This window comes from Meiothermus hypogaeus (assembly GCF_003574035.1).
Classification (GTDB): Bacteria; Deinococcota; Deinococci; order Deinococcales; family Thermaceae; genus Meiothermus; species Meiothermus hypogaeus.
In genome coordinates this window covers 100,134-123,175 of the sequence record NZ_QWKY01000001.1, presented here as the reverse complement: position 1 = coordinate 123,175, position 23,042 = coordinate 100,134, and the positions used below count along the sequence as shown (strand labels likewise).

The window sequence follows — 23,042 nt, the reverse complement described above, 5'->3', positions numbered from 1 at the left end:
GCCCGACCGCGCCCGCCCTCAAGGGCTGTACTTGCGTAGGAAGGCGTCCGTACTGCCCAGATGGGCCTGGCCGGGCAGGGCGCCCCCGACCCGCCCCGCCACCAGGACGTTCCCCTGGCCGTCCACTGCCAGGGCATTGGCTTCGTCAAAGTCGCTGGTGCCGAACTGCCTTGTCCAGATGGGGTTGCCGTTCGGGTCGTACTTGCGCAGGAAGGCGTCGGAATCGCCCAGATAGGTCTGGCCGGGCAGGGCGCCCGCGACATCCCCCGCCACCAGGACGTTCCCCTGGCCGTCCACCGCCAGGGCAGAGACTGTCTCTGCGCTATCGGTGCCAAACTGCCTTGTCCAGATGGGGTTGCCGTTCGGGTCGTACTTGCGCAGGAAGGCGTCCGTAACGCCCAGATGGGTCTGGCCGGGCAGGGCGCCCGCGACCCACCCCGCCACCAGGACGTTCCCCTGGCCGTCCACTGCCAGGGCATTGGCTTCGTCGCGGTCGCCGGTGCCAAACTGCCTTGTCCAGATGGGGTTGCCGTTCGGGTCGTACTTGCGCAGGAAGGCGTCGAAAAAGCCCAGATGGGTCTGGCCGGGCAGGGCGCCCGCGACATCCCCCGCCACCAGGACGTTCCCCTGGCCGTCCACCGCCAGGGCAGAGACTGTCTCTGCGCTATCGGTGCCAAACTGCCTTGTCCAGATGGGGTTGCCGTTCGGGTCGTACTTGCGCAGGAAGGCGTCCGTAACGCCCAGATGGGTCTGGCCGGGCAGGGCGCCCGCGACCCACCCCGCCACCAGGACGTTCCCCTGGCCGTCCACTGCCAGGGCATTGGCTTCGTCGCGGTCGCCGGTGCCAAACTGCCTTGTCCAGATGGGGTTGCCGTTCGGGTCGTACTTGCGCAGGAAGGCGTCGAAAAAGCCCAGATGGGTCTGGCCGGGCAGGGCGCCCGCGACATCCCCCGCCACCAGGACGTTCCCCTGGCCGTCCACCGCCAGGGCAGAGACTGTCTCTGCGCTATCGGTGCCAAACTGCCTTGTCCAGATGGGGTTGCCGTTCGGGTCGTACTTGCGCAGGAAGGCGTCACTTTTTCCTAGATGGGTCTGGCCGGGCAGGGCGCCAGTGACCCACCCCGCCACCAGGACGTTCCCCTGGCCGTCCACCGCCAGGGCAGAGGCTGCTTCATCGCCGCTGGTGCCGAACTGCCTTGTCCATATGGGGTTGCCGTTCGGGTCGTACTTGCGCAGGAAGGCGTCGGAATTGCCCAGATGGATCTGGCCGGGCAGGGCGCCCTCGACCTGCCCCGCCACCAGGACGTTCCCCTGGCCGTCCACTGCCAGGGCATTGGCTTCGTCAAAGCCGCCGGTGCCGAACTGCCTTGTCCAGATGGGGTTGCCGTTCGGGTCGTACTTGCGCAGGAAGGCGTCCGTACGGCCCAGAGGGGCCTGGCCGGGCAGGGCGTTCACGACCTCCCCCGCCACCAGGACGTTCCCCTGGCTGTCCACCGCCAGGGCAGAGGCTTTGTCTAAGCGGTCGGTCCCAAACTGCCTTGTCCAGAGCAGCGTTCCCGTAGGAAGGGCCACCCGCAGGGTGAGCGCGGTGGTCTGCACCTGGCCGTCGCTTTCGGCCTGGAGGGTGAGGTTGTAGGTGCCCGGGGCCACCCCGGTATCTACCCCCAGCACAAGCCCCTGGGTGATGGGGCTACTGCTGGCCACCTGCAGGCGGGTAACGGCGAAGCCCACCCCCGCCGGGGCGCCCACCAGCCGCAGGGTTACCGCACCGGTAAACCCGCCCCGGGGCTCCAGGGTCAGGGTGAAGGCGGTGTCGCCGCCCGGCGGAAGGGTCAGGGTGCTGGGGCTCAGGCGGATGCTGAAGCCCGGGCCCTGGGCCTGGGCAATTCCCAGCAGGAGCAGGATAGCAACCCATTTCATCTTGCTTGACATGGTATCTCAACCCCCGTCTAGCGCACCAGCCCCATCAGGGCACCTCCACCCGCGCGGCCCTGTCGGGACAGACCCCGGTCCGAACGGGCTCGAGGCAGCGCGTAACCCTCACCACACCCCGGACTTGCCCTACACTGGTAGACGTGCGAAACCTGGTGCAGGTCCTGGTAGCGGTGGGGTTTATCGGCGCGTTGGCTTTTTTCTTCCTCTTTTACCCCACCCAGACTGTAGAAGTCCTGATCTGGACTTCGGGCGAGAAGCAGAATGTGCTCAAGCCAGCCCTGGAGGAATTCAACAAGCAGGGTAAAACCGTGTTGATTGGTTCTCGCCGCTACACCGTGCAGGCCAAAAGCGTCACGGTCAACTCTGGTGAGATGTACACCCACCTGGTGCGCAAACTCAACCAGGGGGTGGCCTTCCCGGAGCGCACCGCTGGCGCACCCACGGTGGTCTCGCCCTCCACTTCGGATTGGCTGGCCCAGGTGAACCTGGATGCGGGCCGCGAGGTCTTCAACTTCGCCGAGATGACCGCCATTGTGCGCACGCCGGTAGTGATCTTTACCTTTCGCGAGATGGCGGAGTGCCTGGGCTGGCCGGCCAAACCCATCGGCTGGTCGGACATCATCGCTCTCAAGGAAAGCTCACAAGGCTGGGCCACCTGCCCTGCGGCAAAAGCCGAGTGGGGACGCAAGCCCAGGGTAGCCTTTACCGACCCGGCGGTAAGCTCCACGGCCCGTTCAACCTTGCAACTTTTGTACCAGGCAGCCGCCGGAAAGTCGGGGTCGAGCCTCACCCTGGAAGACGTGCGCTCGGCCAAGACACAAAACTATGTGCGGCGCTTCCAGGCCACGGTAGACCATTATTATCCCGAAACCCTCAAGCTCCAGACCAAGATCTTCCAGGGGCCACGCTTTGTACATTTTGCCCCACTGGAGGAGTACAACCTGCCCTGGCTTTATCAGGGGCGGGTAAACGCCGAGAGTGTGCCGGGCGGCCAGGTGGTACAGCGGCCCATCACCGAAGCTGGCTACGAAGTAGTGGCGCTCTACCCCAAAGAGGGTACGGTCTGGCACGACAATCCTTTTGCTGTTCCAAACGCCGAATGGGTCACGCCACAACAGCGGGCTGCGGCCCAGGTGGTCAAGGAATATCTCCTGAGTGAGCCGGTGCAGAAGCAGTTTGTGGCCTGGGGGTTCCGCCCGGGTTCGAACCTGCCTTTTGCCGATGCGCTGGGCGCCGCCCTCGGTATCAACCCCAACGAGCCTAAAAAGCTGCTCGGAAGGCTGAATCCCGAGGTGGCCAGGGCTATTCAGAACAGCTGGGAGGACGTTAAGAAGCCCGGCGTGGCCGTCCTGGTGCTGGATACGTCAGGCTCGATGTCGGGTGAGCGCATTCAACAGGCCAAAGAAGGCGCCAAACGTTTTCTGGATCGAGCGGCGCCCGGCACCCATGTGGGGCTGGTTACCTTTGCCAGCAGCGTGCAGGTGCGGGTTCCTATTGGTCCGCTGAACAAGACCCGGTTTGCCATTGTGGAGGCCATAGATTCCCTCACGGCCAGGGGCAACACTGCTATGTACGAAGCCATCAAGCGGGGCTTGGAACTGGCCGATAGCTACGAAGGGGTCTCGAGGGAGGCCATCCGGGGGGTGGTGCTGCTTTCCGATGGCATCGCCAATACCGGTTCTGTGGGCATTTCCGGCCTGCTCAAGCTGACCGACCGCCAGGAGCGGGAGGTTCGGCTCGAGTTCCCCGAGAGTGCTCAACTGCGAAATATCGTAGCCTCGGGTCTGGCCTTTACCCCTCAGAACACCGTGCACGTTTTTAGCGTCGGCATCGGTGAAGCCGACTGGGAGGCTTTGCGTCTGGTGGCTGAGGGAACGGGCGGGGTGGTGGTACGCAGCGACGAAAATGGCCTGGGGCCGGTGCTCGAGCGTTTTTCCAAGTATTTCTAGGGGTGATTTGGGTCAAAGCGAGCTTGAGCAACACAGTCGCGTAGCCTTCGTTCGTGGCGTCCGGCATGACTATAGAAAAATTTGTTCCAGGCGAAATTTTTCAGTTAATGCTCGAGCAGAAAACCAATGGAGGACGTTTAGGTCACCATAAGTTGTGTAAATGCTGTGTAAGTCGATGTTTACTTGTCACAACTGGCCGCCAATGCCCTATGGTAAGTTTGACAAGGCTTGATTAATAACGATTAATTAAGCTGCATTTGCGTCACTGAACGGGGTGGCCAGTTCGCAATGCGCTCTCAAGAAAGTCGAGGAGCGCCTGTGTTTTTTTGTTTGGTGGAAGCCCTAATCCCAGGAGGTATCGTGGTGATCAACACTCACGTTAAGAACCTAGAGCAAATTAACACCTTCTCATCGAGTCGCGATGAAAGCCTACAGCCCAGTGTATTGGCTGGACAGCCCGGGCGCTGTGAGGAGGGGTAGATGATTGGCAAGACGCTGCGAGGTCTGAGCATATTGGCAGTTGGGGCTATTTTTTCCCTAGCTGGAGTCGCCCAAGCACAAATTCCCAGCCGCATTATTGTCAACCCCAGTTTTGAGATTCCGAACATTTCTACAGCGGGTGTCTGCACCACATCTGGGGGAACCCTTCAGCGCTATCTACCGGACAGCAGCTACACGGGCACCAACGAGGCCAACAAGGTACGGGGCTGGCGCACCACCGATGACCTTTACAACAGCACGGGCTTCAACTGTCCCACCTTCACCCTGCCTTATCGCCCGGTCGAGTATTTTCGCACCCCCCAGCGCGGTAGCGCTGCCGATGGACAGCAGTGGGCCGAGCTCAATGCTGAGAACCCACGGCGGCTTTACCAGAACGTATGCTTGGTGGCGGGCGAGTCGGTCCCCTATACCTTTAGCCACCGGGCACGCTTCGATGCCGGAATCGAGACGGCCAGAGCAGCGATCTATGGTGCTGACGGCGTCACGCTGATCAGCGCAGGGGCCGATTTCACCGCGACCTCCATTGATACCTGGGATAACCGCTCGGGTGTGTTGACCAACACCGGCCCCAGCGGGATCTACCAGTACGGCTTTGAAGCCCGGATTGGGGCCGGGGGTACGGCGGGCGTCATCGGCAGTGGCCGGGCCAACGAAGGCAACTTCCTGGACAACATTCGCATTACCCTGCGCCCCCTGGCCGATGTGAACCGCTTCGTCAATGCCTCGGGCGCCACCCTTACCAGCGTAGGGGAATCGGCGGGAACGGTTTTCCTGGAAGTGATTGTCAACGGTACGGTCACGGCCCCCGCCACCATCACCCTCACCCGCAGCGGGGCGGCCAGTACCGCCGATTTCAGCATCGGCACCCCCAACCGGGGTAGCGCCAGCGCCAATGCCAACGGTGACATCAGTCTGAGCATTCCGGCAGGGGAGTATGACCCCAACGCCAGCACCGGTTCGCAGATCGGGGCCATTCGCATTCCCATTACCATCACCGGCGATAGCCTGGTGGAGGGGGGAGAACCTCTAACCTATGCCATCACGGCGGTTAGCAATCCAGGTGCACCGGCCGGAACCGATCTGGTCACCAACATCAACGGCCAGAGCGCCAAGTGCACCACGGCAGTGGGTAGCACCACCCTAACCATTCAGGATGAGGCCGACCTGGCCATAGAGAAAACCGGGCCGGCCAGCGTGAATCAAGGCGATAGCGTCACGTACTCCATCAAGGTCTGGAACCGTGGCCCCACATCTGTGGCCAGCGCAAACTTCAGCGACAACGTGCCCGCCACCCTGACGGGCGTGACCTGGACGTGCACGGCCAGCGGTTCGGCGCTCTGCGGGGCTTCCTCCGGATCAGGTAACAACATCAGCGTGACCACCGGGGCGCTGCCTGTGAACACCGCGGCCTCGAGCCCCACCTCGGGAAGCTACCTGACCTTTACCGTGACCGGCACGGCTGCCAATGCGGGTTCGCTGCCCAACACCGCCAGCATTGCCCCGCCGGTGGGGGTTATTGATCCAACCGGTGGCAACAACAGCTCGACGACCACCGCCCAGGTCTTGCCACCCCCACCCAGCATCTCTGGCACGGTCTACAACGACAACAATGGCAACAGCAGCCTCGATAGCGGCGAGCCCCGCCTGGCCAATGTGCTGGTCGAGCTCCTGAGCGGAAGCACGGTGATCGCTACCCAGAGCACCGATGCCGCCGGCAACTATACCTTTACGGGCATTGCCCCCGGCACCTATACGGTGCGGGTCAGCACCACCGACCCCGACCTGCCGCCGGGCTCGAGCCTTACCACCCCCAATAACCTCTCGGTCACGGTGCCTTCGGGCAGCGCAGTAACGGGCCGGAACTTCGGCTTCCGCCGTTCGGCCCTGGACGTGATCAAGTCGGCGGGCGCGGCCCAGCAGATCAATGCCACCACCTACGTGGTGCCCTACACCATCGTGGTGGGCAACACCGGCCAGTTGGCCCTGCCCAACGTGCAGGTTACGGAAAACCTGAGCCAGACCTTCCCCGGTAGCTCGTCCATCGCCATTGTGGCTGGCTCCCTAAGCGCCACGGCAGGTGGGGGTGCTACCTGCACCCTCAACAACGCCTTCAACGGTACCAGCGATACCCGCTTGCTGAGCGGCTCCAACACCCTGAATGCGGGCCAGAGCTGCACAATTAGCTTCTCGGTACGGGTGGCCTACGCCAGCGCAGGTGCGGTGCCCAGCGTGCCGCAGAACAATACCGCCTACGGCTCGAGCCGCACTACCGGGCCCAACCCGGGCTATACCTTCCCTGGCGGGGTGCCCACCCCACCCACTGGGGCCATTGCCACCGACGCCAGTACCAACACCACGAACCCGGCCACCCCGGCAGGCTTGCCCAGTACCCCAGGCGGCGACAGCCCCAGCGCTACGCCGGTCTCGCTGACCCCCAACCCCGGCAGCATCCAGGGTACGCTTTACAACGACCTGAACAACAACGGCAGCTTTGACCCCACCTCTGACCCTCGCCTGCCAGCCAACATCGAGGTGCAACTGCTGGACAGCGGTGGCAACATAATTGCCACCACCCAGACCGATGCCGATGGCAACTATACCTTTGCCAGTGTCAGCCCTGGCAGCTACAGTGTGCGGGTAGTCTCGAGCGACCCGCAGGTGCCCCCTGGACTCGCGCCTAGCGCGCCCGCAACCGGTTCGGCGCCTGTCACAGTGACTGCGGGCACGCCCTCCACCCAGAACTTTGGCTTCCAGAAAGTGGCAGTCGACGTGATTAAGTCGGCGGGTACGCCGGTGCAGATTGACCCCACCACCTACGAGGTGCCCTACGCAGTGGTGGTGGGCAATACCGGAAATGTGGCGGCGCCCAACGTTCAGGTTTCGGAAAACCTGAGTCGCACCTTTAGCGCGGGCAGCCCTGCCATCAGCCTGGTGGGTACCCCGGCCCTTACCGTGACGCCCTCTTCGGGGGCTACCTGCACCGCCAACCCTGGCTTCAACGGCACTACGGTCTTTGGCCTGCTGGCCGGAACCGACGACCTCGCCCCCGGCCAGAGCTGCACCATCAGCTTCCGGGTGCGGCTGGTTTACCCGAGCACCGCGGCTATTCCCAGCGCCCCCCAGAACAACCAGGTCTACGCCACGAGCCTGCCCGGCAGCGGTCCCAACACCGGCCACACCTTCCCCGGTGGGGTGCCCACGCCTCCTCCGGGTTCCCTGGCCACCGATACCAGCAGCAACACCACCCACCCCGCCAGCCCGTCTGGCTTGCCAAGCAGCCCGGGCGGCGACACCCCCGGCAATACCCCGGTGACCTTCCCCAACCCCGGCAGCATCTCGGGTACGCTCTACCTTGACCAGAACAACAACGGGAGTTTCGATTCTGGCACCGACCCGCGCCTGCCCAACGTGTCGGTGGAGCTGGTAGACAACAGCGGTAACGTGGTTGCCACCACGCAGTCCGACAGCAGCGGCAACTATACCTTCACCAGCGTGACCCCCGGCAGCTATACCGTGCGGGTGGTTGCCAGCGATCCCGATCTGGGCGGAGCTACCCCCAGCGCACCGGCCAGTGGAGCCCTGAGCGTGACGGTGAGCCCCGGCGCAGCCAGCAACAACCAGAACTTCGGTTTCAGCCGCACCGGGCTGGATGTGCTTAAGTCGGCAGGCCCGCCCACCCAGGTGGATGCCCGCACCTTTACCGTGCCCTACACGGTGGTAGCCGGGAATACCGGTACGCTGCCGCTGCCCAACGTGCAACTGACCGAGAACCTAGCCCAGACCTATGCCGACAATGCACCTACCATTACCGTTGTTTCCGGGCCGACCAAGACCACAGGGGCTGCGCCCTGCACCATCAACCCGGCCTTCAACGGCACCACCGATACCCGGCTTTTGACCGGCAGCGATACCTTCCAGGGCGGTCAAAACTGTACCCTGAGCTTTACCGTGCAGGTACAGTACCCCGACGCGGCCTCGGTACCCAGCACGCCGCAGAACAACTCGGTGTACGGCTCGAGCACCCCATCGGGCCCCAACCCCGGTCATAGCTTCCCGGGCGGCACCCCCACCCCACCGCCAGGCGCTACCGCCGCGGATACCAGCAGCAACACCACCCACCCCGCCAGCCCCGGTGCCCTCCCTGGTACGCCGAACGGGGACACCCCCAGCGCTACCCCGGTCAGCCTGGTGACCAACCTGGGCAGCATCTCCGGCACGCTCTACAACGACCTGAATGGCAACAAGAGCTTCGACGGCACCCCCGCCGATAGTCGCCTGGGGGCCGGTATCACCGTTGAACTGGTAGACGGCAGCGGCAACGTGGTGGCCTCCACCACCACCGATGCCAGCGGGAACTACAGCTTCAATGCGGTCCCGCCGGGCACCTACACCCTTCGTGTACCGACTGGGGCAGGTAATCCGGCCCTGGGCACCCTCCAACCCGTAGCCCCCGCCAGTGCGCAGATTACCGGGGTAACTATCGCCCCCGGTACGGTCAGCAACAACCGCAACTTTGGCTTCAACAACCCGCCGGTGGCTGCGAACGACAGCGCTACCACCCCCTTCAACACGCCCGTTACCTTCAGTGCGGTGGGCAACGACACCGACCCCGATGGGTTTGTTGACCCCAGCACCCTGGATCTTGACCCCAGCACACCGGGCGATCAGAAAACTCGAGCCATACCCGGCCAGGGCACCTTTACGGTGGACAGTAGCGGCAACGTGACCTTTACCCCGGAGCCCACCTTCAGCGGTACGGCCACCATCCCCTATACCCTGCGCGACAACACCGGCAATCTTTCGAATCAGGCCAACCTTTCAGTCACAGTTCAGCCGCCGCAACCGCCGGTAGCCGTCAACGACGACTCGAGCACCTTACCCAACACCCCGGTCACTATAGATCCCAAAATCAACGACACCACACCCAACCGGGGCGCCAGCATCGTGCCGGCTTCAGTGGTCTTCCCGGCATCCGGGCAGCCTGCTGGCAGCACCCGCTCGCCGGATGGCAAGACCCTTACTGTACCGGGCGAAGGCACCTACACCATCAACCCCGATGGCACCGTAACCTTTACCCCTCTGCTCACCTTCGTCGGGCCGGCAACTCCGGTCACCTATACTTTCCAGGACAGCACCGGCCAGACCTCCAATCCGGCTACCATTAGCATTGATGTAAGCAGCCCGGCGGCGCTGGACGACACAGCCACCACCCCCTTCAACACCCCGGTCACCCTCGATCCCAAAACCAACGACCTGGTAGCCTCGGGGCGCAGCCTGGTGCCTGGTTCGGTGGTCTTCCCGGCCTCCGGGCAGCCTGCTGGCAGCACCCGCTCGCCGGATGGCAAGACCCTCACGGTACCGGGCGAGGGCACCTACACCATCCAGCCCGATGGCACGGTCAGTTTCACCCCGGCTCCCACCTTTAGCGGTATCACCACCCCTGTGCAGTACACCATTACCGATAACACCGGCGCGGTTTCCAACCCGGCCAGCATTCGCGTGACAGTGGGGCCTCCCGCCGTTCCGGTAGCCACCCCAGACACAGCCACCACTCCCTTCGGGACGCCAGTTACCCTAAACCCACCCGCCAACGACACCGCCGGCCCCGGCACTACGCTGGTACCCGGCTCGATTGACCTTGACCCCAGCACGCCAGGCCAGCAGACCACCCGTACCGTACCGGGCCAGGGCCGTTTCGATCTGAACCCCACCACCGGCCAGGTCACCTTTACCCCCGACCCCGGCTTTGCTGGAACGGTGCAGATTCCCTATACCATTCAGGACAATCTGGGGCAGACCTCGGCGCCCAGCACCCTGACCGTAAATGTCACCCCGCCGCCCGCACCCGTAGCGCGCGACGACGCCAAAGCAGGCGACTTCAACCAGCCGGTGGTGGTACCGGCCCTGTTGAACGACACTGCCAGCCCCGGCACCACCCTGGTGCCTGGCTCAATTGACCTTGACCCCAGTACCCCCGGGCAAGAGACCACCCGCACCATCCCCGGCAAGGGCACCTTCACGCTGCAGCCTGACGGCACGGTGCGCTTCGACCCGGTGCCGGGCTTTGAAGGTACAGCGGTGGTGCCCTACACCATCCGGGACAACCTGGGCCAGACCTCCAACCCTGCCAATATCGCCGTCACGATTCGCCCGCGCCCAGCTCCGCCGATGGCAGTGGACGACCAGGCCTCCACCCCCAGGGGCACGCCGGTCACGCTAAACGCTGCCGCCAACGATACGGCCAATCTGCCCAACGTGATTGACCCTGGCTCCATTGACCTTGACCCCAGCACGCCAGGCCAGCAGACCTCCCTTAACGTACCGGGACGTGGCACCTTTGAGGCCCGCCCCGACGGTACGGTGATCTTCACTCCGGAGCCGGGCTTTGTCGGCGTGGTGACCATCCCCTACACCATCAACGACCAGGACAACGACCCCAATACCGCGCCCCAGACCTCCAACCGGGCCAACCTGACCGTCACCGTAAGCGAACTGCCGGCGGCAGTTGACGACCGCGCCCAGACCCCGGTGAATACCCCGGTCAACGTGCCGGTTGCGGCCAACGACGTAACCAACCCCGGCCAGACCATCGTGCCCAGCACCATTGACCTCGACCCCGATACCCCCGGCCAGCAGACCACCCGCACCGTGCCGGGGCAGGGTACGTTCGCGCTACAGCCCGATGGCAGCGTGCGCTTCACCCCCGAGCCGGGCTTTGTGGGTACCGCTACCACGCCCTACACCGTGCAGGACAGCGCAGGGGTACGTACCAATCCGGCCAACCTGATCATCACCGTTACCCCACCGCCCCCCACCGCTGCCGACGATCAGGCCCGCACCCCCTTCCGAACCCCGGTTACGCTGTACCCCAGCACCAACGACACACCGGGCGCGGGCGGGCAGTTGGTACCCAGCACCGTTGACCTTGACCCCAGCACGCCGGGCCAACAAACTGAACGGGTGGTGCCGGGCAAGGGCCGCTTCGTGCTCCTACCGGCCACCAACCTGAGCAATGAGTCGGTACAGTTTATCCCAGAAGAGGGTTTCACCGGCACGGTTAGCATTCCCTACACCATTCGGGACAACTTCGGCCAGACCTCGAGCCCGGCCAGCCTGACCGTTACGGTAGACCCGCCCACCGCGCCCATCGCCAACAACGACCTGGCCAGCACCAAGCGGGACACCCCGGTCACCCTGACCCCGGCGGCCAACGACACCCCTGGCCTGGGCACCGTGCTCGACCCCCGCACCATTGACCTGGACCCCAGCACCCCAGGGCAGCAGACCCGCTTTGAAGTGCCTGGACAAGGGGTTTTCGAACTTCAACCCGATGGCAATGTGCTATTCACCCCGGCGCCGGGCTTCACCGGCACGGTACAGGCGCCCTATACCATTCAGGACCAATCCGGCCAGACCTCCAACAGCGCCCGCCTGGTGGTGACGGTCAACCCGCTCCCGGCGGCCAGCAACGACAGCGCCAACACCCCCTTCAATACCCCGGTCACGCTGAACCCGCTCAACAACGACACCCCCAGCGACGGCGCAACCCTCGACCCCAGTACCCTCGACCTCGACCCCCTGACCCCAGGGGTGCAGGAGAGCTTCACCGTGTCGGGTAAAGGCACCTTCAGCCGCAACCCCGATGGCAGCGTGACCTTTACGCCCGCGCCGGGCTTCACCGGCACCGTGACCATTCCCTACACGGTTCAGGACACCAGCGGCAGCACCACCAACACCGCCAACATTGCTATTACGGTGCGGGCCCCTGCCGTACCGGTGGCCCGTGACGACAGCGCTACCACGCCCTACAACACGCCGGTCACGCTGAACCCCATTGCCAACGATACCCCCGGCGCGGGTGCAACCCTGGATCCCAGCACCCTCGACCTCGACCCGGCCACCCCCGGCGTCCAGAACCAGGTAATCGTGCCGGGCAAGGGTACCTTTGTGCGAAACCCCGACGGCAGTGTGACCTTTACCCCAGTCGAGGGCTTCACCGGCACGGTGGAGGTGCCCTATACCATTCGCGACAACGCTGGACAGGAGTCCAACCCCGCCACCATCCGGGTAGAGGTGCGGGGCCCCAACCTGGTGCTGGAGAAAACTGCCGTGCAGGGGGTGGCCCGTATTGGGGGAAGCCTCGAGTACATCCTCAAGGCCACCAACCAGGGTTCGGGCGCTTCTATGCGACAGGTCACCCTGAGCGACCTCTTGCCGGTGGGGCTGGAGTACCGCCCGGGCAGCTCGAGCCTCAACGGCGCAGCTTTCCCCGACCCACAGATCACCAACGAAGGAGGCCGCCAGCGGCTGGTCTGGGTAGTGGGCGAGCTGGCGCCCGGCCAGTCGGCCAGCCTGCGCTTTGCCACTACCGTGACGGCAGCCGCCCCAACCAGCGGCCAGCTGGTCAACGCTGCCGAGGCCAGCGCCCTAGTTGGTAGCTCGCTCAACCCGGTGCGGGTCAACTCCAACGTGGCCACAGCCACCGTGCGAATCGAGGCCGGCGTCTTCAGCGACAAGGGCACCATTCTGGGCCGGGTTTACTTCGACAAGAACAACGACAACAACTACACCGCCGGGGTGGATGAACCCTTGCAAGGGGTGCGGGTCTACCTCTCCGATGGGCGCTACGCCGTTACCGACGAGCAGGGCCGCTATAGCCTGACCGAAGTGCTGTCGGGCCTGAACACCCTGCGGGTAGACCGCCTGACCGTGCCGTACGTGCCCAAGGCCGTACCGGATGACCGGGGCCTGCGTGGCACCCGCCAGGTGCGGGTGGAGGGTGGTGGGCTCTACACCGAGGACTTCCTCTTCGAGAACCCCAGCAGCCAGACTGCCGTCACCCGCTCGACCCGCCTGACGGTGAATGGGCAGCGCCTGGAGAAGACCCTTACGCAGGTCTCGAGCAACACCTACACCGTCACCCTGACCCTGACCCTGAACAAGGCCGTCAACAACGTGCGTATTTCCGATCCGCTTCCCGCCGGTGGCAGCCGTGGAGCCATCACCGCGCCAAACCTGCAACCCAGCGTCCAGGGCAGTGAAATTCGCTTGGGCAACGTGCAACCTGGAACCTACACCCTGACCTACACCCTGAGCGGCAACATTCCCATAGACCGCCTGATTACCGACCCCGACCTGCTCTGGGAGGAGGTACGCTGATGAAAAGGCCAGTATTCTTCTCCATTCATACAGGTTTACGGGCAGAAGTCCCTCCCGATGGGAATCTAGCTTTAGTGAATGCCATGCAAAGCCACATCAAACTGGTACTGATTGCGCTGATGACCCTGCTCCCCTGGGTGGCAGCCCAGCCCGTTGCGCTGCCGCAGTCGAGCATCAACCTGCCGCTCTCGAGCGTGGGCAGCGAGGTGGGCTGGGACCAGCGGGCCGGAGGCCAGGACGACTACCGCCTGGCCGTCTTCGAACGGGCTGCGGGCCAGCCCTTGCGGGTGGAGCTCTTTAGCCCCGACATCAACTTGAACGATTACCGCAACAAGCGCGACGTGCAGAACTACTACGGCGACGAAATCTATGCCCCCAACGTCAAAATGCGGTCTGACTTCAAGCTGCTGGGCCGGGGCACGTCTGCATTGCTGGCGGAGCGGAGCTACGGCAACGCCGAAACCCACCGCTACGATACCCTCTTCGAGGGCACCCTGGGGCAGGGCTACTACGCTCTGCCTGTGCGCACCTTCGGCAACGGCAAGAACGCCTTTGGCTTCCGCTTGAGCCCCGGCATTGCAGTGGAGGCCAGCCAGTTTACCGTGGTAACGCGGGGGCAGTTTGGCCGCGACCAGGTTGCGGCCCGCCTGACCCTGGGGCAAGCGGCGGTCGGCAAGGTATTCCGTATCGAAAACTTCGACGCCGACGGCCCCCAGGAGATGCGCATCTTCGTGCGCTTTCCCAACGGGCAGCGCCGCGAGCTCACCAGTTCGGGTGATGTGCAGTGGGCCCGCAACGAGTTCCGTGTGACCCCCGAGCTGCGGGGCGAGTGGGCTATCCTGGTGCGGATTCTGCCCACCACAAGACAGTTCTCCAACTCGGTCAAGTTTCGCCTGCGCCTGGACAACCAACCGTACTATGCCCGCGTGCCGGCTGAACCCGGCCCGGTCCTGCCTCGCGTCGAGCCGCCACCCCCACCGCCGCCGGCCCCCACGATAGACCTGGCAGTAAGCAAGAGCGTGAACGTACCCCGTGCCAACCCTGGGGACGCTGTCAGGTATACCCTGACGGTGATCAACAACGGCCCCGATGCCGCCACCAGCGTGACCCTGGCCGATGCCCTCCCCAGTGGACTGGGGGAGGCTCGCAGCGAAGGGGCCCGCCAGGAGGGCAGTACCCTGATCTGGAACCTGGGCCGTCTGGGGCCTGGGGAGCGCCGAACGGTGCAAGTAGAAGCCATCGCAGAGAGCCTGGGCACCTGGGTCAATACCGCCGAAGTACGGGGTGCCGAGGAAGATACCGCCCCTGAGAACAACCGTGCCCAGGCCCGCCTGGAAGTGGTGCCCCCGCCTCCGCCTCCGCGCCAGCCGGAAGTGGAGCTGGCCCTTACCAAGACGGTGCAACCCGCCCGCCTCGAGCTCGGGCAAAACGCCACCTACACCCTGACCGTCCGCAACAACGGCCCCGATGGAGCCACCGGAGTGGTGCTCACGGATCGGCTGCCGGTGGGGCTCGAGTTCGTTTCGGCCACGCCTGCGCCGGTGCGGGAAGGCAACACCCTGACCTGGAACCTGGGCAGCCTGGCGAACGGGGAAAGCAAGAGCTTTAGCGTGGTGGTGCGGGGCCAGGTAGCGGGTCAGCGCACCAACCAGGCCAGCGTTCGCTCGAGCGAGCGTGACCGTGACCCCGCCAACAACCAGGCCCAGGTCTCCCTGGAAGTGTCGCCACCGCCTCCACCCCCACCTCCCCCTCCGCCGCCGGAGCCCAGGGCCGATCTGTCCATCAGCAAGACCGTGAGCCCCGCGCAGGCCAACGCAGGCGACCGGGTGACCTACACCCTGACCCTGGTCAACAACGGCCCCGATACGGCCAGCAATGTCGTCCTGACCGATACCCTGCCCGCAGGCCTGGCCAGCATCACCGCCGAGGGTGCCACCCAGCAGGACAATACCCTGACCTGGACGGTGGGCAGCCTGCCTAGTGGGGCCCGCCGCACCTTCACCGTGCAGGCCACCGCCACCCAGGCCGGAACCCTGGTCAACAGCGCCGAGGTGCGCCTGCGCGAGACCGACCCCGACCCTGCTAACAACCGGGCCCAGGCCCGCTTGAGCGTGGCCCAGCCGCCCGCGCCTCCGCCGCCGGTGGTGCGCGAGCTGGTGCGGGAGCGCGAGTCGGAAGTGACCCTGGCGGCCCGGCTGGCCTCAGCCCCGGCTGCGGGTGTGGTAATCCTCTCAGACCGGCTACCCCAGGGCGCACGCTACGTGCTGGGCAGCAGCCGCTTGTTGCGGGGTGCGCCTGGGGGCGATGTGGAGCAGTCCGTGCTGGCCAACCCCACCCGCGAGAACGCCGACCCCCTGGCGGACCCGCTCGTCTCGGGCGACCGGCTGTTCTGGGTGTTGCCTGGGCCGTTGCGGACAAACTACGTGCTGGGCTACCGGGTGAGCCATACGGGGGCGCTCGAGTTCCCCCAGGATCGCCTGGGCGTGATTCTGCAAACCCCAGAAACCCGCTCGGCAGGTAAACCCCGTACCCCCCAGGGCCAGCCCTTCCTCGGCAGTCTGGGCGATGTCCGGGTGGTGGTGGGTGAGCCGGGTCTGCTGCAGGCGCTCACCCAAGCTCAGCCCATTCAGCGGAGTGACCTGGCCGACTTCAGCCTGGTGCAGGGGGGTGGCGCACCGGCCACGGTTCAGATCTACCCCAGCCGCCCCCTTACCACCGATCGCGCCGACCAGCCCGAACTCATCATTCTGCTGCGGGATGCCCAGGACAACCCCGCCAATGTGGGCTACGTGACGGTCAATGTCCGGCCTGAACCGGAAGAGCCTGATGCCGAGCCCGGCGTGCCCGGCTACCAGGTGCGGGTGGTGAACGGCGAGGCCCGCCTCGCCCTCTCCAACCTGGGCACCCGTCTGCAAGGCGGCAGCCCGGATGCGGTCGAAGTAGAGGTGATGGCGGGTGAGGTTCGCCGCCAGGCCCGCTTCCCGGTAGAGGCCGCCCTGCCGCGCCCGCTCATCGTTTCCGGTGCGCTGGGAGTGCAGGCCAACCTGAACGGCAATGGCTTCAGCCTCGAGACCAGCCTGCGGGCCTTTGGGCGTGGAACCGCGCTGGGTGAGGGTCTTTTCACCGGTGCGCTCAACACCGGCAGCAACTTCTCGGTTGAAAACGGCTTCCTGTTCAAGGACGTGAACCTCCTACCCCCCGCCAACCCCTACCAGCGCTTCCCGCTTTTGGGCGACAGCTCGCAGATTGGCACCGACGTCAACTCCGCCGACAGCGTCTTCTTGCGCTTCGAGGTGGGGAAGAGCTACCTGCAATACGGCCAGCTCAGCACCGACTTCCAGGGCCTCCTGACCGGCTATAACGTAGGCTACAACGGCCTCAAGGGGGTGCTGCGTCAAGGCGACTTCAGTCTGAATGCCTTTGCGGCGCTGGTACCCAATGCCAACCGCCGCGAGGTGATTCCGGGTGACGGCACCAGCTTCTACCGCCTGGGTCTGCTGCCCAGCGAGCGTCCGGTGGTACCGAGCAGCGAGCAGGTGGTGCGGGTGGTGCGCAATCGCACCAACCCCAACCTGGTCCTGAGCCGCACCATCCTGCTGCGAAACGCCGACTATGACATAGACTATAGCGCAGGCATTCTGCAACTGCGGGCCCCCCTCCAGCCCACCGACCTGAACGGTAATTCGCAAAGCCTCGAGGTTGCCTATGCCGTCACTACGCCCAGCGGCATCGTGCGCGAGCTGCGCGGCGGGGTGCAAGCGGGTCTCGAGACCGAAAGCTTCGGCATCCGGGCCACCCTGCTCTCACTCGATAGCAGCGTCTCGAGCCTGGCCGGGCTGGGCTTGCGGCTGGGGGGCGAGGGCGCCCGCCTAGAAGCCGAGCTGGCCGCGCCTTTGAACAGCCTGGGCCAGGTAGCTGGCGCCCTGAAGTTTGGCCTCAAGAACGCTAATTTCGATCTGGAAGGCCGCTACCAGGATGTACCGCTGGGCTTCCAGGATCCTCGTGGAACGCCAAATGCCGCTCGAGACCTCACGCTGGGTGGTGCGGCCCGCTTTGGCCTGCTGGGCCTCTCCGGACGCTATAGCCTGAACCAGGACTATACCGCCGGTACCACCACCCAACAATTGAGCGGCGAAGCCAGGGTGGGCGGCGAGAACCTGGCCCTATTGCTGGGTGCTGGGGCCAGCTTTGGCCTGGACCCGCAGTCCATCAACAACTTCCAGACCGTAACCGCCTTCCTCTCGCTTGGGGCAGAGGCCAGGGCCGGGCGCTTTGGCATTTCGCTGCGGCAACTGGTGGGCCTGGGCAATACCCCTGGAGCTACCGACCTCAGCCTGGATTATGCACTGACCCAAAACTTCGGTTTACGCCTGCAAAATCGCCTCACCTACGCCGCCACGGGCCTGCGCCTGACCGGGGCGCTGGGGGTGCGGGGTAGCTTTGCCAACGACGAACTGCTGCGTACACTGCTTGGTAACACACCCGAGGCCCCCGACCCCGAAGCCCGCGTGCTCGGCTCCACCAACATCTCGGCGACCTACGAGATGTCCAACCTGGACGGTGAGGCCGGACGCACCCGACTGGGCCTGGATACTACCTTCCCCCTCACCAAAGAGCTTCAGTTGGGTGTGGGCACCAACGTTACCATTGCCGACAACGCCCAGGGCGGGGCCAGTGCGGGCCTTGGGCTCCGCTACAACGGCGAAAACCTGCAAGCCAGCGCCCGTGCAGAATTCTCGGGTCAGGCCAGCACCCCGGGCATCAAGCAGGTCTACGAGTTTGGCCTGATCTATAAGCCCAGCAGCGACCTGATCCTCTCGCCCCAGGCCGCCTACGTGCGCGAGGCCAGCGGCACCGACGGCAGCCGCTTTAGCCTGGCCGGAGCTTACCGGGGTGACCGCCTGAGCCTCCTGACCCAGAACGTGCTGAAGGGCGGCTTCTACCGCGACGCCGAGGGCATACTCTTCGAAGGCGAGGTGCGCGGGGGCTACCAGGCCGACGAGCGCTGGTTCCTTCGCCTGGGTACTGCCTACCGCTTGAGCGACACGAGCATCTTCACCGGCCAGGTGGGCGGCGGCCTGACCTACTTCCTCACCGACACCTTTGGGCTGGGGGCCAGTGCCAGCTACCTGTTCCAGCCCGCAACCCGCTCCGGCCAGCTTTCGCTGGGTGTGGAGGCCAGCCTACGGGTAGCCACCGGCCTGACCTTCTCGGTAGGGGCTAACCTGCTGGGCACCGAGACCAGCCTGGGCGGTTTCCAGAGCCTGTCGGGGCTGTATCTACGTCTGGACTGGCTCTTCGACGAGACCCTTTTCGGGGCACCTGCCCGATAACCCCGTGTGTATGGGCTGTAGCCTTTCTTGAAGATAATCTGCCTCCGGGCGCAAGGGTCTTGACCCGTCCCCAAGGGAATCTGCCCCCATACCAGGCCGAGCCTGCTTCGGCCTGGTATTTTTTAGCGTATGACCCAGCACCCCCGGAGGTGATTTGCTAGGCTGTACCTATGCTTTGGCGAGTGTTGAGAGCAGGGGGCCAGCCCCCGGCGATCTGGATTCTGTTGCTGGGTCTTGGGGTAGTGGCCGCCTTGCTCTTCGTACAGGCCCTCGAGCCCTACCGCACGGCCTGGCCGGTGCCCCTGTTCATTACTTTGCTGGCCTGGCTGGCCATGAGCGCGACCCAGCTCGAGCACCGTCTGGCCCCAGCCATAGAGGACGACCCCCTGATGAAGAAAGCCCTGGAGCGTCGCAATGCACTGGCTCGAGAGATTGGCCTGCTCGAGGCCCCCAGTTTCCGGCGACAGGTAGAAGATGTCTTGCAGCAGGTAGACCAGGACATCCTACCCGAGTTTGAGCGTCGCCTGGCCCGCTACCGCATCCTGGAATCTTCGCTGGCCGACCAGCGCAAGGGCCGGGGACCCCTGGTGGGGGCCAGCCCCGCTACCCTCAAAAACTTGCAACAGCTTTCTGCGGCCCAGCAAGAAGCCCTGCAAGGGCTGCTCACCAAGCTTTCCGATATGGTCGCCAACCTGATAGGCCTGTCGCACAGTACCGAAGATCCCGAGACCCTACGCCGTGCCCGCTCACTGGCCGAGGATATGGCAACCTACTGGGAAGCTAGCGCCGAGGTTTTCAAAGATACCAATCCTGCCCCACGTTCCAAATAGCCTTGTGACACTCAACGCACAGTCGCATAAGCATCTGTATACCCCCATTTTTCCGTATGTGATGGTCTCTTGGCCCCCTCCCTACACTGCAGGAGCGGAACAATAGAGCGCTCTTCATATAGAAGAAGCCTCCCGAGAATCAAGAATCCTCCATCCCAGACAGAACAGTTGCCGCCCGGAAACTCGAAACCCAAGCACCCGTGGGCCGGGCCCGCCTCACGCTGGGGTGCGCAACATGCGTCTGGGCGCAGACGCATTCTCGTTTTCACGGGCGGCAACGTCTGTGAAGAGCGCGATAGAAGCTTTCGTTGGTGAAACCGCAGGGGATCCGAATATAGCTCATTGATACAGCCCTTCAAAGGGGCCGCTATTGAATCTAACTGTACGGGCATCTATGCGACGATATACTTAATCCGTGATGCCCGCCATCAGGAGCCCTAGCTTTTCCTCAGTGGCCTCGCTGGCTTTGAGTTCACCCATGATGCGACCCTCAAACATGACCAGAATACGGTCGGACAGCGAGCGTACCTCGTTTAGGTCGGCAGAGACCAGCAGTACGGCCATGCCCGCATCCCTAGCCTTGACTATATTTTCGTGGATGAACTCAATCGCACCAATGTCCACCCCACGGGTAGGCTGGGCGGCCACCAGCACCCGTGGCTTGCGGCTTAATTCGCGTCCCACGATTATTTTTTGAGCATTGCCACCCGAGTAACGGCGGGCGGCCAGCTCGGTGCTTCGGGGGCGTACATCAAACTGCTCCACAATTTCGCGACCTTCCTGTTCAATGATGTCAGCATCAATGAAACCTAAAAAGCCTGCGTTGGGCCTCCTGTAGTGGTCGCCCAAAATCAGGTTCTCGCGGGTAGTAAAGTCCAGCACCAGACCCCTGGAGTTGCGGTCTTCGGGGATGTGCGATACGCCCCATTCACGCACGACTCGAGCGTTTGGCCGGAGGGTTTGCCCTTCGTACTCGATGGTGCCCTCATAAGGCCTCAAGCCCGTGATGGCCTCCACCAACTCGGTCTGGCCGTTGCCCTCCACACCTGCAATGCCCACGATCTCGCCTGCCCGTACCTCAAACGAGACCCCATTAAGGCGGTGCTTTTTGTCTTTGCCCGGGATAGTCAGGTTGGAAACTTTCAGTACCGCCTCGCCGGGCTGGGCCTCGGTTTTGTCCACCGACAAAATCACCTCGCGCCCCACCATCATGCGGGCCAGTTGGGCCACATTGGTTTCGGGTGTGCTAACCGTACCGACTACCTTGCCATCCCGAATGACGGTCACACGGTTGGATAGCTTGATGACCTCGGCCAGCTTGTGGCTGATAAAAATGACGGCGTTGCCCTGGTCCACGAAGCGGCGTAAGAAGTCAAAAAGCTCGTCGGCTTCCTGGGGTGTAAGCACGGCCGTAGGTTCGTCCAGAATAAGGATTTTGGCCTTGCGGTATAGCGCTTTGAGAATTTCTACCCGCTGCTGCAAGCCCACCGGCAGCTCCTCAACCGGGGTATCGAGAGGCAGGTCGAACTCGAGGTCTTGCATCAAGCTTTCGACCTCAGCTCGGGCCTGGGCCAGGTTAAGCTGGGCCCCCTGGGTAGGTTCGGATCCTAGAATCACGTTTTCCAGCACGGTAAAAGGGTCTACCAGCATGAAGTGTTGGTGCACCATCCCAATACCCTGTGCAATGGCATCGCCCGGTTCGCTGATGTTCACCTTGTGGCCATTAACCCAGATTTCGCCCTGATCGGGTTTGACCAGGCCGTACACAATCTTCATCAGGGTGGACTTTCCCGCCCCATTTTCCCCCACCACCGCCAGTACCTCGCCCCAGCGCACATCCAGCGAGATATGGTCGTTGGCCAGCACCAGGGGGTAGCGTTTGGTGATGTTTTTGAGCTCGAGGGCCACCGCACCCTTTTTTTGCGGTTTGGGGTCGGAGACGGTATTGTTCATGCCCCTCATCATACAGTCAAGCCTTACGCTGTCACAGCCGTAGGCCAGTAATACCGGATTCAAAAAGACAGTTTACAAAAGCAAAAACACCAGAGGCTGTCTTTTTGAATCCTAGAGCACTCCCTTCGGTCGGGTTAGTTCGTCACCAAAGGGTGACGAACTAACCGAATCTGGTATAAATCAAAAGATTCAGGGCGTTGAAAAACGCCCAGGGAGAACCCCTGGGCGCTATCTAGAGCCAGATTAGCGTTTGTCCGGCACCTTAATGGCACCAGAGATGATCTGGCTGCGCAACACGGCCAGGCGGTTGATAACCGCTTGAGGAATCAGGGCGCGGTTGTAGTCGTCGAGGGCGTAACCTACGCCGTTGTTGTTCAGGCCGAACTCGCGTACGCCACCCTTGAAGGTGTTTTCCTTCACGGACTTGATTACGTCATAGGTGGCCACATCCACCCGCTTGAGCATGGAGGTGAGCACATGGTTAAGGGTGCGGGGGTTGTTATCGGTGTCGCCCAGGTAGTTCTGGTTGGCATCTACCCCAATCATGAACATGGGGCGGGTGGTGGCAGCGGGGCAAGACTGATTGTAGGCGGCGTAGCGGGGCACTGCCGAGCCATTGTTGGAGATGAAACGCACCCCGGAGGGCAGCTCGTTTTGCTTCAAGCAACGTTGCTGCTTCACAAAGTCCAGCACGCCCAGGCCCGAAGCCCCAGCAGCGGCGTAGATAATGTCGGCGCCCTGCTTGGACTGAGCGGTGGCGATTTCCTTGGCCTTACCGGGGTCGTTCCAGGCGGCGGGGGTGGTGCCCACATAGTTGATGAGCACGCGGGGGTTGGCGATGTTGCGCTCGCGCATACCCGCAATGGCCCCGGCGCGGTAGCCCTGCTCAAACTTGTGGATGAGCGGGATGTCCATGCCACCCACAAAGCCCACCACACCGGTGTTGGTGGTGCGGCCTGCAATGTAGCCTACCAGGTAGCTGCCTTCGTGCTCGCGGAAGACCAGACCAACCGCGTTGTCGCACTTGCCTTCGCAGGGCACTGAGTCAATCACCGCGAACTTGATGTCCTTGAATTCCTGGGCGTTGCGGGTGATGGAGGGCTCATTGGCGAAGCCGACCCCCACGATCAGGTCGAAGCCTTCCTCGGCAAAACGGCGGATGCCCTGGCCTACCTGGCCCGGATCGCCGGGCTCAAAGTCAAAGACCTTGACGCCTAGCTCACGGGCAGCCCGCTGGGCGCCCTCGAAGGTAGATTGGTTGAAGCTGCGATCGTTTTTGCCACCTGCGTCGAAAGCCATGCCAACGCGCACTTCCTGGGCCAGCCCCAGCCCCAATGCGGTAGCCATGGCAACACCGAGCACTACGAGTTTCTTCATGCGAT

The 23,042-nt window shown here is 63.7% G+C and carries 7 protein-coding genes; 4 read left to right on the top strand and 3 right to left on the bottom strand.

Going from position 1 to position 23,042, the window contains the following annotated elements; all coding sequences use genetic code 11:
- Window positions 1-18: 18 nt before the first annotated feature.
- Complete coding sequence (locus tag Mhypo_RS00480; protein ID WP_147371334.1) at window positions 19-1,920, bottom strand: SBBP repeat-containing protein; 1,902 nt, start codon at window positions 1,918-1,920, stop codon at window positions 19-21.
- Between the two features lie 155 nt (window positions 1,921-2,075).
- On the opposite strand from Mhypo_RS00480, the gene Mhypo_RS00475 reads away from it, so the two are divergent.
- The 4 genes from Mhypo_RS00475 to Mhypo_RS00460 all read left to right on the top strand — a co-directional run bounded on the left by Mhypo_RS00475 (window position 2,076) and on the right by Mhypo_RS00460 (window position 19,707).
- Entirely contained in the window at window positions 2,076-3,884 is a 1,809-nt protein-coding gene (locus tag Mhypo_RS00475) for a VWA domain-containing protein (protein WP_147075268.1), read from the top strand.
- A 480-nt stretch (window positions 3,885-4,364) separates the two neighbouring features.
- Window positions 4,365-13,544 carry a tandem-95 repeat protein gene (locus Mhypo_RS00470; RefSeq protein ID WP_119339394.1) on the top strand — a complete coding sequence of 3,060 codons (9,180 nt, stop codon included), beginning with the start codon at window positions 4,365-4,367 and terminating at the stop codon, window positions 13,542-13,544.
- Complete coding sequence (locus Mhypo_RS00465; protein WP_119339393.1) at window positions 13,544-18,877, top strand: DUF11 domain-containing protein; 5,334 nt, start codon at window positions 13,544-13,546, stop codon at window positions 18,875-18,877. Before Mhypo_RS00470 ends, Mhypo_RS00465 begins: the two co-directional genes overlap by 1 nt.
- Window positions 18,878-19,047: 170 nt before the next feature.
- Window positions 19,048-19,707, top strand: coding sequence for a hypothetical protein (locus tag Mhypo_RS00460; RefSeq protein ID WP_147075266.1), 660 nt, complete (start codon window positions 19,048-19,050; stop codon window positions 19,705-19,707).
- 408 nt (window positions 19,708-20,115) lie between these two features.
- On the opposite strand, the gene Mhypo_RS00455 is transcribed toward Mhypo_RS00460, so the two are convergent.
- Window positions 20,116-21,660 (bottom strand): ABC transporter ATP-binding protein, encoded by a 1,545-nt coding sequence (locus tag Mhypo_RS00455; protein WP_119339391.1) that lies wholly within the window; start codon window positions 21,658-21,660, stop codon window positions 20,116-20,118.
- A 243-nt stretch (window positions 21,661-21,903) separates the two neighbouring features.
- On the bottom strand, window positions 21,904-23,037 hold the full coding sequence (locus Mhypo_RS00450; protein ID WP_119339390.1) for a BMP family lipoprotein: 1,134 nt from the start codon (window positions 23,035-23,037) through the stop codon (window positions 21,904-21,906).
- Between the last annotated feature and the right edge of the window lie 5 nt (window positions 23,038-23,042).

Coding starts and splice junctions, on each gene's coding strand:
- Mhypo_RS00450 (WP_119339390.1), bottom strand. CDS start 23,037: ATGAAGAAACTCGTAGTGCTCGGTGTTGCCATGGCTACCGCATTGGGG.
- Mhypo_RS00480 (WP_147371334.1), bottom strand. CDS start 1,920: ATGAAATGGGTTGCTATCCTGCTCCTGCTGGGAATTGCCCAGGCCCAG.
- Mhypo_RS00455 (WP_119339391.1), bottom strand. CDS start 21,660: ATGAACAATACCGTCTCCGACCCCAAACCGCAAAAAAAGGGTGCGGTG.
- Mhypo_RS00470 (WP_119339394.1), top strand. CDS start 4,365: ATGATTGGCAAGACGCTGCGAGGTCTGAGCATATTGGCAGTTGGGGCT.
- Mhypo_RS00465 (WP_119339393.1), top strand. CDS start 13,544: ATGAAAAGGCCAGTATTCTTCTCCATTCATACAGGTTTACGGGCAGAA.
- Mhypo_RS00460 (WP_147075266.1), top strand. CDS start 19,048: ATGCTTTGGCGAGTGTTGAGAGCAGGGGGCCAGCCCCCGGCGATCTGG.